This is a genomic window from Amycolatopsis antarctica, assembly GCF_002262875.1.
Lineage (GTDB): Bacteria > Actinomycetota > Actinomycetes > Mycobacteriales > Pseudonocardiaceae > Amycolatopsis > Amycolatopsis antarctica.
Genome location: NZ_NKYE01000033.1, coordinates 1 through 14,298 on the forward strand (window position 1 = coordinate 1; position 14,298 = coordinate 14,298).

Genomic DNA, 14,298 nt, shown 5'->3' on the forward strand with positions numbered 1-14,298 from the left:
TCGGGGATGCGTTGGGTGGGGTGGTTTTTTCTGATCCGGTGATTCCGGTGGTGTCGTCGGTGGAGCTGGGAATGGACATGGCGACGGTGGCCTACTGGGTTTCTCAGGTGCGTCGGCCGGTGCGTTTCGCCGATGCGGTGCGATTTGTGGCTGATGGCGGGAATACGCGGTTCGTCGAGATTGGTCCTGGTAGGTCGTTGAGTGCTGCGGTTGCTCAGACGGCGCCTGAGGTTTTGGTGGTGCCCGGTGTGCGTGGTGATGTTGCGGAAGAAGAAGCAGTGGTGCGGGCCGCCGCGGAGCTACATGTGTCCGGTGTGGACATCGACTGGACCGCACTCCTCGACGGCACCGGCGCCCGCACGGTCCCGCTACCCACCTACGCCTTCCAGCACGAGCGCTACTGGCCGGCGCCCGTCGCCGAATCCGGCGACGCCGCCGGTCTGGGGTTGACCCCGGTCGACCACCCGCTGCTGGCCGCCGCGGCGACCTCCGCCGAGGACGGCAGCGTCATGCTCACCGGCCGGCTCTCCACCGGCACCCACCCATGGCTGGCCGACCACGCCGTCAACGGGACCGTGCTGCTGCCCGGGACCGGGTTCCTGGAGCTGGCGCAGACCGCGGGTGACCATGTCGGTTGCGGCCAGGTCCTGGAGCTGACCCTGGCCGCGCCGATGGTCCTGCCGCAGCAGGACCAGCTCGCCGTCCAGGTCTGGGTGGGCAGTCCGGCCGCGGACGGCGCCCGCGCGGTGCGGGTGCACTCCAAGCCCGCCGACACCCCGGGGGCAGAGTGGACCCGGCATGCCGCCGGGCTGCTCGCCCCCGCCGCCGCCCCGATCGCCCCGGCCCCGCTCGAGTGGCCGCCCGCCGGAGCCGAGTCCGTCGCGATGGCCGACTGTTACCAACGGTTCGCTGACGACGGTTTCGGCTACGGCCCCGCCTTCCAGGGCCTGCGCGCGGTGTGGCGGCGTGGCGAGGAGCTGTTCGCCGAGGTCGAGCTGCCGGAACCGGCAGGTGACGCCGAGCGGTTCGGCCTGCATCCTGCCCTGCTGGATGCGGTCCTGCACGCCAGGCTGCTCGCCGGGCCGGACACCGGCGGACAGCGGCTGCCCTTCTCCTGGGAGGGCGTGAACCTGCACGCCGTCGGAGCCACCGCGCTTCGGGTCCGGCTGGCCGGCCACGCCGATGACGCGACCATCATCGAGGCGTTCGACGTGACCGGCGCGCCGGTGCTGACTGTCGACCGGTTACGCGCCCGCGTCGTCACCGATCTGCCGGCCGGCCCCGCCGTCCGCGAGGACGCGTTGTTCGCGGTCAGTTGGTTGCCCGCACAGACTCCGATTCCCGGTCCGTTCCCCAGCGTCGCCGCTCTGCCCGCCGGCGACCTCGCCGACCTGGATCCGGTCCCCGACGTGGTGCTGGCGTCGGTCCCGACGTCCGAGCCGGGTACCGCAGGGGCCCGTGAGCTGACCTCGTGGGCGCTCGACCTGGCCCAGCGGTGGCTGGCCGACCCGCGTCACGGCGACGCCCGGCTGGTGTTCCGGACCGGCCCCGGCGCTGAGCTCGACCCGGCCGTGGCGGCCGTGCGCGGCCTGGTCCGGTCCGCCCGCTCCGAACACCCGGACCGGTTCGGCCTGCTCGAGGCCGCCCCCGATGCGGATCTCGGCCCGGCGCTGGCGCTGCTGGCCGAGGAACCGCAGCTTCGTCTGCGCGACGGCGTGCTCACCCGCGCCCGGCTGACCCGCCTCGTCCCGTCCCCGTCGCCGACCGAATGGGACCACGAGGGCACGGTGCTGGTCACCGGTGGGACCGGTGGACTGGGCGCGCTGGTGGCCCGTCACCTGGCCGGCCGCGGCCAGCGTGGTCTGGTGCTGGTCAGTCGACGCGGCCCGGACGCGGAGGGCGCCGAGGAGCTGCGCGCCGAGCTGTCCGCCGCCGGGGCCGAGGTCTCGGTGCTGGCCTGTGACCTGACCGACCCGGACGCCGTGCGCGCGCTGGTCGCCGGTATCGCCGAGCTGACCGCGGTCGTGCACTCGGCCGGTGTGGTGGACGACGGGGTGCTGGAGTCCCTTACCCCGGACCGGCTGGCCACCGTCCTGGGCCCGAAGGCCGACGCGGTGCGGAACCTGCACGAGGCCGTCGCCGACCGGGAGCTGTCCGCCTTCGTGCTGTTCTCCTCGGCCGCCAACGTGCTGGGTTCCGCCGGGCAGGGCAACTACGCCGCCGCCAATGCCTATCTCGACGCTGTCGCCGAACAGCGGCGCGCCGCCGGGCTGCCCGGCCTGTCGCTGGCCTGGGGTGCCTGGGACACCGGTCTGACCGACGCTCTCACCGACGCCGACTGGGACCGGATCGCCCGCACCGGGTTCCGTCCGGTGACCGCCGCCGTCGGCCTGGCCCTTTTTGACAGGGCGACCAGCGAGGCGTCCGGCGCGGTGCTGGCCGCCCCGCTTGATCTCGCCGCGCTGCGCGCCCAACCGCGAATTCCCCCGCTGTTCGGTGAACTGGTCGGTCCCCGCCGCCGGACCGCGGCGGCCACCACCACCGCCACCGCTCCCGCCGGTCTGGCCGCGCTGCCCGTCGCCAAGCGGGTCGCCGCGGTCAGCGAACTGGTCAGCACCAAGGTCCGGTCCGTGCTCGGGCATGCCGCCGACGACGCGGTCGCCGTCGGCGTCCTGTTCCGTGACCTCGGCTTCGACTCGCTGACCGCGGTCGAACTGCGCAACGAGCTGGCCGCGGCCACCGGGCTGCGACTGCCCGCCACCCTGGTCTTCGACCATCCGACCGTCGAGGTCCTGGTCACCCACCTCGTCGCCGAACTGTCCGGTGGGGACGTCGAGGTGGCGTCGACCGTCGTCACCCCCGTCGACGAGCCGATCGCCGTGGTCGGCATGGGTTGCCGGTTCCCGGGTGGGGTGCGTTCGCCGGAGGACCTGTGGCGGCTGGTCACCGAGGGTGTGGACGCGGTCGGCGACTTTCCCACCGACCGCGGCTGGGATCTCGCATCGCTGTTCGGCCCCGACCCCGACCGCCCCGGCACCTCGGTGGTGCGTCGTGGCGGTTTTCTGTATGACGCGGGTGATTTCGATGCGGGGTTCTTCGGGATGTCGCCGCGGGAGGCGATGGCGACGGATGCGCAGCAGCGGTTGTTGCTGGAGGTGTCGTGGGAGGCGTTGGAGCGGTCTGGGGTTGATCCGCGGTCGTTGCGTGGGAGTCGGACCGGTGTGTTCGCCGGTGTCATGTACAGCGACTACTCGGCCCTGCTCGGCGCGGAGTTCGAGGGCCACCTGGCCACCGGGACCGCGCCCAGTGTGGTGTCCGGCCGGGTGGCTTACAGCTTGGGGTTGGAGGGTCCGGCGGTGAGTGTGGACACCGCGTGTTCGTCGTCGTTGGTGTCGTTGCATCTGGCTGTGCGGGCGTTGCGGTCGGGTGAGTGCTCGCTGGCGCTGGCCGGCGGCGTGACCGTGCTGTCCACCCCGATGGCTTTCGCCTCGTTCTCCCGGCAGGGCGGGCTCGCGCCTGATGGTCGGTGTAAGGCGTATGCGGAGGGTGCGGATGGCACTGCGTGGTCTGAGGGTGTGGGTGTGGTGGTGGTGGAGCGGTTGTCGGATGCGGTGGCCAATGGGCATGAGGTGTTGGCGGTGGTGCGGGGTTCGGCGGTGAATTCGGATGGTGCGTCGAATGGGTTGACGGCGCCGAGTGGTCGGTCGCAGCAGCGGGTGATTCGGGCGGCGTTGGCTGATGCTGGTGTGTCTTCGGTTGAGGTGGATGCGGTGGAGGGGCATGGGACGGGGACGGCGTTGGGTGATCCGACTGAGGTGCAGGCGTTGTTGGCGACGTATGGGCAGGGTCGGGATGTGCCGTTGTTGTTGGGGTCGGTGAAGTCGAATCTGGGGCACACCCAGGCCGCTGCCGGCGTCGCCGGACTGATCAAGTCGATCCAGGCCCTGCGGCACGGGACCTTGCCGCCCACCCTGCACGCCGACACGCCGTCCACCCACGTGGACTGGAACCCGGACGCGCTCACCCTGGCCACCACGCCCACCGCGTGGTCGCCGGCCGACCGGCCGCGCCGGATCGGCGTGTCCTCGTTCGGACTGAGCGGCACCAACGCCCACATCGTGCTGGAGCAGGCCGCGTCGTCGCCCGCCGCGCCGTCACCTGAGCCGGGCCCGGTGCCGTGGCCACTGTCCGGGCGCACCGCCCGGGCGGTACGCGAGCAGGCCGTCAACCTGGCGGCTGCCGTTCGGGAACACCCGGACTGGAGCGTCACGGACATCGCCGCGACCCTGGCCGTCCGCACCGCGTTCGAGCACCGGGCGGTCGTGATCGGTGCGGACCAGGCCTCGTTGTCGGCCGCCGCCGCGACCGTGGGCTCCCCGGACACCGGACCGGACGTGGTCGAGGGCGTTGCCGACCTCGACGGCCGGACCGTGTTCGTCTTCCCCGGCCAGGGTGCTCAGTGGGCGGGCATGGGCGCCGGGTTGCTGACCGGGTCGCCGGTCTTCGCCGAGCGGATCGCCGAGTGCGAGCGGGCGCTGGCACCGTGGGTGGACTGGTCGCTGACCGCCGTGCTGCGCCAGGAACCGGGCGCGCCCGATCTGGACCGGGTGGACGTGGTCCAGCCGGCGTCCTGGGCGCTGATGGTGTCGTTGGCCGCGCTGTGGCAGGCCGAAGGAGTGACGCCCGACGCCGTGGTCGGCCACTCCCAGGGCGAGATCGCCGCGGCCTGTGTGGCCGGCGCGCTGTCCCTGGCCGACGCCGCCCAGGTGGTGGCCGTGCGCAGCCGGGCCATCGCCGAACGGCTGGCCGGTGGCGGCGGGATGCTCTCGGTCGCCCTGTCGCCCGCCGAGGTGCTCACCCGGCTGGCCCCCTTCGGCGACGCGCTGTCCCTGGCGGCGGTGAACGCACCGGCCTCGGTCGTGGTCTCCGGCTCCGCCACCGCCCTGGACGAGCTGGCCGCGTCACTGGCCGAGCAGGACGTACGCCACCGCCGGATCGCGGTGGACTACGCCTCACACTCGGCGCAGGTGGACGCGCTGGCCGAGGAGCTGCCGGCACGACTGGCCGGGATCGTCCCGCGCACGGCACGGACCCCGTTCTACTCCGCGGTCACCGGAGACTGGCTTGACGGCCCCGAGGTGGACGCCGCCTACTGGCACCGCAACCTGCGCCAAGCCGTCGGCTTCGAGCCGGCCGTGCGCACGCTGCTCGACCAGCGATACACCCTGTTCGTCGAGGTCAGTCCGCATCCGGTGCTGACAACCGGGGTGCAGGAGACCATCGACGACGCCGGGGTGGCCGCGGCGGCGACCGGCACGCTGCGCCGCGACCAGGACGGCCCGGACAGTTGGCTGCGCGCGCTGGCCGCCGCGTGGACGCGAGGCGCGTCGGTGGACTGGTCCGGGCGCACCCGGGGGGCCCGGCTGACGGACCTGCCCACCTACCCGTTCCAGCACGAGCGGTACTGGCCGCTGTCGACGATCCCCGAGAACGGCGCGGCGAACGACGCCGACGCCGGGTTCTGGGCGGCCGTGACCGAGCAGGAGCCGGCCGTGCTCGCCGCCAGTCTCGGCGTGGACGAGGCCGCTTTGGGGAGCGTGCTGCCGGCGTTGTCGGCCTGGCGGGAACGCCGTCAGGCCGAGGCCGACCTCGCGGACTGGCGATACCGGACGGTGTGGCGCCCGGTCCGCGCCGCCGCTCCGGTGCTGACGGGCCGCTGGCTCGTCGTCTCCACCCCAGCCGCCGAGACCCGCGCGGACCTCGGCGCCGCCGTCGCCGCGGCACTGGCCGAGTACGGAGCCGAGGTTCGGCAGGTGGCAGTGGACTCGGCCGATGCCGACCGCGCCGTGGTGGCCGACCAGCTGGGTGACCCGGCTTACCTGGCCGATCTGGCCGGCGTCGTGTCGCTGCTGGCGTTGGCCGAACGGCCCAGCCCGGCCCACCCCGCGCTGACCGACGGCCTCGCGCTGAACCTGGCTCTGACCCAGGCGCTCGGCGACCGGGACTGCGCCGCGCCGCTGTGGTTGCTGACCAGCGGCGCGGTCGCCACCGACGCGGACGACCGGCTGGATCATCCCGCGCAGGCCCAGACGCACGGTCTCGGCTACGTCGCGGCGCTGGAGCACCCGCACCGCTTCGGCGGGCTGGTGGACCTGCCGGCCGTCCTGGACGAGACCGCGGCGCGCCGGTTGATCGGCATCCTGGCCGACCCGGGCGGCGAGGACCAGCTCGCGGTGCGCGCCGCCGGTGTAGTGGCCCGCCGGGTGGTCCGTGCCCCGGACGTCGGCCGCGCCCCGGCCCGACGGTGGACGCCACGCGGCTCCACCCTGATCACCGGCGGCACCGGCGTTCTCGGCGGTTTCCTTGCCCGTCACCTCGCGGAGCGCGGTGCCGAGCACCTGGTTCTGGCCAGTCGCAGCGGCATGGCCGCCCCCGGCGTGGCCGAGCTGGTCGCCGAGCTGACCGAGCTGGGCACCGAGGTCACCGTCGAGTCCTGCGACGTCGCCGACCGCGCGGCACTCGCCGGGCTGCTGGATCGCCTGGCCGCCGATGGCCGCGAGCTGCGCAACGTGTTGCACGTGGCGGTGTCCGTCCGGCTGGACACCCTGGCCGGGACCACCCCGGGCGAGTTCGCGGACGTGGTGGCCGCGAAGGTCGCCGGCGCCCGCCACCTCGACGAGCTGCTCAACACCGACCGGCTCGACTCGTTCGTGCTGTACTCCTCGACCACCGGGGTGTGGGGCAGCGGCGAGCACGCCGCCTACTCCGCGGGCAACGCCTACCTGGAGGCGCTGGCCCGCGACCGCCGCGACCGCGGACTGGCCGGCACCTCGATCTCCTGGGGCACCTGGCGCGACGGTCTGGACCGGCTGCCGGTCGAGCGGATCGAGCGCAGCGGCCTGGTCCTGATGGACCGCGAACCGGCGCTGGCCGCGTTGGACCGCGTGCTCGACGACGACGAGACCACGATCACCGTGGCGGACATCGACTGGACGCGCTACCACCCGGTGTTCACCTCGGTCCGGTCCTCGGCGCTGTTCGACGAGATTCCTGAGGTCGCCGCGGCGCGCCGGACCACCGTCGGGACCGGCACCGAGCCAACGGGCGAGTTCGTCGTTCGGCTGCGCGGCCTGTCCGGGGACGAGCGTCGTCGCGCCCTGCGCGACCTCGTCCGCGCCCAAGCCGCCGCGGTCCTCGGGCACGCCGCCGCCGACCAGGTGACCGACCGGCGCGCGTTCCGCGAGTTCGGCTTCGACTCGTTGACCGCGGTGGACCTGCGCAACCGGCTGAGCCGGATCACGGGGCTGACGCTGCCGGCCACGCTGGTCTTCGACCACCCCACGGTCAGCGCGCTCGCCGACCACCTCGACTCCACCGTGCTGGGAACCGCGCCGGCAACGCCCGTCCCGGCGTCCGGGCCCAGCGACGAGCCGGTGGCGATAGTGGCGATGAGCTGCCGACTCCCCGGCGGGGTGCGCTCGCCGGAGGATCTGTGGCGGCTACTGGTCCGGGGTGGCGACGCGATCGGCGACCCGCCGACCGACCGTGGCTGGGACCTGGGTGACCGCCACCCCACCGACACGGGTCCGGCTGGTGGGCGGGTGCGAGCGGGTGGCTTCGTCGAGGGAGCCACCGAGTTCGACGCCGCGTTCTTCGGCATCTCCCCGCGTGAGGCGCGCACCATGGATCCCCAGCAGCGGCTGCTGCTGGAGACGGTGTGGGAGACCTTCGAGCGGGCCGGGATCGACCCGCACGGCCTGCGCGGCAGCCGGACCGGCGCGTTCGTCGGAGCCAGTCACCAGGACTACGGCGCGGCCGCCACCGATGGCCATGACGACGGCTACGACGTCACCAGCCGGGTGGCGAGCGTGCTCTCCGGCCGGGTGGCCTATCTGTTCGGGCTGGAGGGCCCGGCGGTCACCCTGGACACCGCCTGCTCGTCCTCGCTGGTGGCCCTGCACCTGGCCTGCCAGTCGGTGCGCAGCGGCGAGTCGGCGCTGGCGCTGGCAGGCGGGGTGACGGTGATGGCCCGACCGGACGCCTTCACCGCCTTCGACCGGCAGCGGGCGCTGGCGGCCGACGGACGATGCAAGGCGTTCGGTGACGCCGCCGATGGCATGGGCCTGGCCGAGGGCGTTGGCGTGGTGCTGGTCGAACGGTTGTCCGACGCTCTGGCCAATGGCCGGCGGGTGCTGGCCGTGGTCCGCGGCTCCGCGGTGAACTCCGACGGCGCGTCCAACGGTCTGACCGCCCCCAACGGTCCGTCCCAGCAGCGGGTGATCCGGGCGGCGCTGGCCAGCGCCGGGCTGTCCCCGGCCGAGGTGGACGTGGTGGAGGCACATGGCACCGGCACCGCCCTTGGCGACCCGATCGAGGCACAGGCGGTCCTGGCGACCTATGGCCAGGACCGGGACGAGCCGTTGTTGCTGGGGTCGGTGAAGTCCAACCTCGGGCACACCCAGGCCGCCGCCGGGGTGGCCGGGGTGATCAAGATGGTGCTGGCGATGCGCCACGCGGCCCTGCCGGCCACCCTGCACGCGGACCACCCCTCCACGCATGTCGACTGGGCCGCCGGCGCGGTCGAACTGCTCGCCGAGTCGCGGGAGTGGCCGGAGACCGGCCGGCCCCGTCGGGCGGCGGTGTCCTCGTTCGGTATCAGTGGCACCAATGCCCACCTGGTACTGGAGCAGGCGCCGCGGCCGGCCGAACCGGAGCCGGCCCGGCTGACTCCCGACGTGGCGCCGTGGCCGGTGTCCGGGCACACCGAGCAGGCCCTGCACGCCCAGGTGACGGAGCTGCGTGCGGTGGCCGGCGCGGACCCGCTCGACATTGGCCACACCCTCGCCCACCGAGCCGTGCTCGATCGCCGGCAGGTGCTCGACGCGACCGGCCGGGTGCTGGCCACCGGCGCCGGCGAGGGCGGCGACCTGGTGATGGTCTTCGGCGGTCAGGGTGCCCAGCGTGCCGGGATGGGCCGCGCTCTGTCCGCCCGGTTCCCGGTGTTCGCCGCTGCCTGGTCAGAGGTCGCCGAGCTGCTCGACCCGGAGCTGGACACCCCGCTGTCGGCCGTGCTCGACGACCAGGACGCGCTGGACCGCACCGGGGCCGCACAGCCCGCGCTGTTCGCATTCCAGGTCGCGCTGTTCCGGCTGGCCGAATCGCTCGGCGCGCGGCCGGCGGCGTTGCTCGGCCACTCGGTCGGCGAGATCGCCGCGGCGCACGTCGCGGGGTCGTTGTCGCTACCCGACGCCGCCCACCTGGTCGCCACTCGTGCCCGGTTGATGGACCGGCTGCCCGAGGGCGGGGTGATGGTCGCGTTGCCGGTCGCCGAGGAGGAGGTGCGTCCGCTGCTGGGCACCGAGGTCGCGCTGGCCGCGGTGAACGGCCCGCGGTCGGTGGTGGTCGCCGGCGCGGCGGATCCGGTGGCCGCGGTCGCCGCCCGGTTCGACCGGGCCCGGCGGCTGCGCGCCAGCCATGCCTTCCACTCCCCCCTGATGGCGCCGATGCTGGACGAGTTCCGCGCCGCCTTGGACGGACTGACCTGGCGGGAACCGATCGTGCCGGTGATCTCGACCGTCACCGGCACCCTGGCCGGCCCCGGGTGGGGTTCGCCGGACCACTGGGTCGAGCACGTGGCGCGCACCGTTCGGTTCGGTGACGCTCTCGGCGCGGCCGTCGAGGGCGGGGCCGCCGCGTTTCTGGAGGTCTCGCCGGACGCGGCGTTGAGCGGTCTGGTCGCCGAGGTCGCACCGGACGTGCCGGCGGTCCCACTGCTGCGCCGCGAGCTGGATGAGGAGCGGTCGGTGGTGACCGCTCTGGCCCAGCTGCACTGCGCTGGTCTGCCGGTGGACTGGCCGGCCCTCTACGCCGGGACCGGAGCCGCCCTGATCGACCTGCCCACCTATCCATTCCAGCGGACCCGGCACTGGATCGCCCCGCCGCGGGCCGGCGCCGCCGCCGGAATCGACCCCCTGCTGGGCCCGGGAACCGAGCTGGCCGGGTCCGGCCAGGTGGTCTGCTCCGGGTCGCTGGCCGGCTGGGCCACTCCGGAGTTTCCGGAGGCCGGCTTGGTCGAGCTGGCGTTGCGGGCCGGCGACGAGGTCGGGTGCGCCGTGCTGGCCGAGTTGTCCGTGGAACGCCCGCTCGGTCGCGGCGACGAGGTGCAGGTGATCCTCGACGAGGTGGCCGAGTCCGGCCGCCGCCCGGTCCGCGTGTATGTCCGCGCGGACGGTGAGTGGGAGCGGGCCGCCGCCGGCGCACTTGCCGCGGAGCCGGTGGAACCGGTGGCCATCCGTGACTGGCCGCCCAGGTCGGCCGAGCCGCTCACCCCCGACGACGAGTTGGTGGTCCGCGCATGGCGGCGTGGCAGCGAACTGTTCGCCGAGCTGACGCTCCCGCCCGAGGAGCACCTCGATGCGACCGGCCACCTGCTGCACCCCGCGCTGCTGCAGTCCGCCGTCCTGCTGGACTCCAACCGGGTCCCGGTGTCTTGGGGCGATGTCGCCGTGCACGCCACGGGCGCTGCCGTGCTGCGCGTCCACCTGATCGAGCACGAGGACGGTACCCGCACGCTGTGGGCCGCCGACGCCGACGGGACGCCGGTGGCGACCGCCGAGCGGGTGGTGCTCGGCCCGGTCGGCGAGCGTCGAGCACGCCCGGTGTCCGACAACGCACTGTTCACCCTGGACTGGACGCCGCTTCCCAGCCCGGTCCAGCCCGCGGTCACCGACCGGTGGGTGGTGTTGGGCGAGGGACCGGCCGCGGCCGCGTTGGCCGGCAGCGGTGTGGCCCGAGCCGCCGATCTGGACCAGCTCGACGACCTGGACGCCCCGCCGGAGCTGGTGGTGGTGGACGCGCCGGTCGCGGGCGGCCCTGACACCCAGGCCGTGCGTCGATCCGTGGTCGACGCCCTGGAGTTGCTGCGCGTCTGGCTGGCCGACACCCGGTTCGCCACCAGCCGCCTGGTGTTGCTGACCCGGCGAGAGGTGGCCGTCGGCCAGGAGGACGAACCGGGTGGGCTCGCCGCGGCCTCCGTGTTCGGCCTGGTTCGCTCGGCGCAGGCCGAGCACCCCGGCCGGTTCGCCCTGGCCGACCTGGACGACGACGAGGTTTCCGCCGCGGTGTTGCTCGACGCGCTGGCCGCCGCCCCGGACGAGCCCCAACTGGCGGTCCGGCACGGCGAGGTCCTCGTGCCGCGCCTGACCCCCGCCGAGCGAACCGGGCGGGACTGGGCATGGTCGGCCGAGGGCACCGTCCTGGTCACCGGCGGTTCCGGCGCGCTGGCCGCGCCGCTGGCACGTCACCTGGTCACCCGGCACGGAGTGCGTCACCTGCTGTTGGTCAGCCGCCGCGGCCCGGACGCGCCGGGCGCCGCCGAGCTGATCGAGGAGCTGGCGACCCATGGCGCCCGGGCACGCGCCGTTGCCGCGGACGTCACCGACCGCGACACGCTGGCCGAGGTGCTCGCCGCGATACCCGCCGAGCATCCGCTGACCGGCGTGGCGCACCTGGCCGGGGTGCTCGATGACGGGTTGCTCACCGACCTCGACGCCGCGCGGGTCGAGCGGGTACTGAGCCCCAAGGTGGACGCGGCCGTGCATCTCGACGAACTGACGCGTGACCTGGATCTGGCCGAGTTCGTGCTGTTCTCCGGGTTCGCCGGTGTGGTCGGCGCCCCGGGCCAGGCCAACTACGCCGCCGCCAACGCCGCGCTGGACGCCCTGGCCGCGCGTCGCCGAGCCGCCGGACGGCCGGCGCGGTCGCTGGCCTGGGGCCTGTGGGTACCGGACGGTGAGACGGGAGGGGGTGCCGGAGCCGGCATGTCCGGCGACCTGGGCGCGGCCGAGCTGGCCCGGCTGCGGCGCTCCGGAATCGTCCCGCTAGACCACGACCGTGGCTTCGCGCTGTTCGACGCCGCCGCCGGCGTGGACGCCGCGCTCGTCGTGGCCGTCCAGGTGGACCTTCGGGCGGTCGCGCACGCAGCGACACCGGCGGTGCTGCGCGGGATGGTCCGGCCTGCGGGCCGGCCGGCCGCCAGCGGGGCCGGGCACGTGGCCACACCGCTGACAGAGCGGCTCGCCGGCCGATCCGAGGGGGAGCGGGAGTCGCTGGGCGTGACATTGGTCGTGGCCGCCACGGCGTCGGTGCTCGGCCACGACTCTCCGGCCGCCATCGACCCACGCAAGGGATTTCTGGACCTGGGCATGACCTCACTCAACGGCGTCGAGCTGCGCAATCTGCTCGCCGCCGACACCGGGCTCACCCTGCCCACCACGCTGATCTTCGACCACGCCACCCCCGAGGAGCTGGCCAGTCACCTGCTCGGCCTGGTCAACGGCGCCGAGCCCGGCGCGACGACCGGCGGTGTCGAGTCGGCACTGGCCGAGCTGGCTCGGCTGGAGGCCAGCCTGGCCGCAGGCGAGGTGGAGCTCGGTGCCCGGGACAAACTGGCCAGTCGCCTGTCGGCGGTGCTCTGGACCCTGGATGGCGGTGGGACGCCCGACCCGGAACCCGCCGACGACGACGAGATGTTCGCGTTGATCGACGAGGAGCTGCGGCGTGACTGAGCCCCGGTTCCACCTGCCCGACCCGCACCGCGACGAGGGAACTGCCGCATGACGAACACCGAGAGCAAACTCCGCGAATACCTCCGTCTGGTCACCTCCGATCTACGTCAGACCCGCCAGTTGCTGCGGTCGGCCCAGACCAGGGAGCACGAGCCGATCGCGGTGGTCGGCATGTCCTGCCGGTACCCGGGCGGGATCGGCTCTCCCGAAGACCTGTGGAACGTGGTCGCCGAGGGCCGGGACGTCGTCGGAACGTTGCCTGACGACCGGGGCTGGGATCTCGACCGGCTCTACCATCCCGACCCGGCCAACCCGGGTACGACCTACGTCCGTGAGGGCGGGTTCATCGCCGACGCGAGCGGGTTCGACGCCGCGTTCTTCGACATCGCGCCGCGCGAGGCGTTGGCGATGGACCCGCAGCAGCGGCTGGTGCTGGAGGTGGCCTGGGAGGCGGTCGAACGCGCCGGGCTCGACCCGCGCTCGTTGCGCGGCAGCGAGACCGGCACGTTCGTCGGCGCGATCCAACTCAACTACGGCGCCGGGATGGCGGTTCCGCCCGAGGTCGAGGGGCACCTGGCCACCGGGGCCACAGCCAGCGTCGTCTCCGGTCGGGTCGCCTACGTCCTCGGCTTGCGCGGCCCCGCGTTGACGGTGGACACCGCGTGCTCGTCGTCACTGGTCTCGCTGCACCTCGCGGCCAGGGCGCTGCGGGCGGGCGAGTGCTCGCTGGCCCTGGCCGGCGGCGTGACCGTGCTGCCCACTCCGGCGGTGTTCGTGGAGTTCGCCCGGCAGCGGGCGCTGGCGGCCGACGGTCGCTGCAAGGCGTTCGCGGCTGCCGCCGACGGCGTCGGCTGGGGCGAGGGGGTCGGGATGCTGGTGCTGGAGCGGCTGTCCGACGCCACGGCCAACGGCCACCGGGTGCTGGCCGTGCTGCGCGGTTCCGCGGTCAACCAGGACGGAGCCAGCAGCGGACTGACCGCGCCGAGCGGACCGGCCCAGCAGCGGGTCATTCAGGCCGCGCTGGACAGTGCCCGCCTGACCCCCGAGCTGGTGGACGTCGTGGACGGGCACGGGACGGGTACGAGGTTGGGTGATCCGATTGAGGCGCAGGCGTTGTTGTCGGCGTATGGGCAGGGTCGGGATGTGCCGTTGTTGTTGGGGTCGGTGAAGTCGAATTTGGGTCATACGCAGGCTGCTGCGGGTGTGGCTGGTGTGATCAAGATGGTGTTGGCGATGCGGCATGGTGTTGTGCCGCGGTCGTTGCATGTGGATGAGCCGACGCCGCATGTGGATTGGAGTGCCGGTGCGGTGGAGCTGGTGACCGATCGGGCCGTCTGGCCTGTCACCGATCACCCGCGTCGGGCCGGGGTGTCCTCGTTCGGGATCAGCGGTACCAACGCCCACGTCATCCTCGAACAGGCTCCCGAGCCGGCCCCGAGCCGGTCGGCGACCGAGCCGGCGATCGAGCCGGCGGTGGTGCCCTGGGTGCTCTCCGCCCGTACCGGCACGGCCCTCGAGCGACAGCGGACTGCCCTTCTGTCCGATGTGGATGGTCGGTCTGCTGTGGATGTGGGTTGGTCGTTGGTGTGTTCGCGTTCGTTGTTTGAGCATCGTTCGGTGTTGTTGGGTGGGGTTGAGGTTGCTCGTGGTGTGGTGGGTGGGGGTGGGGTGTGTTTTGTGTTTTCTGGTCAGGGGAGTCAGTGGTTGGGGATGGGTCGGGGGTTGGCGGGGC

At 73.6% G+C, this 14,298-nt stretch carries 2 protein-coding genes; both read left to right on the forward strand.

All coding sequences use genetic code 11. The features are described 5' to 3' along the window. The first annotated feature begins 248 nt into the window (after positions 1-248). Positions 249-12,566: a type I polyketide synthase gene (locus CFN78_RS28270; protein WP_165777742.1), complete on the forward strand. Its 12,318-nt coding sequence runs from the start codon at positions 249-251 to the stop codon at positions 12,564-12,566. A 48-nt stretch (positions 12,567-12,614) separates the two neighbouring features. Beyond that, on the forward strand, positions 12,615-14,298 hold a 1,684-nt coding region (locus CFN78_RS28275), incomplete at its 3' end, for a type I polyketide synthase (RefSeq protein WP_205660685.1).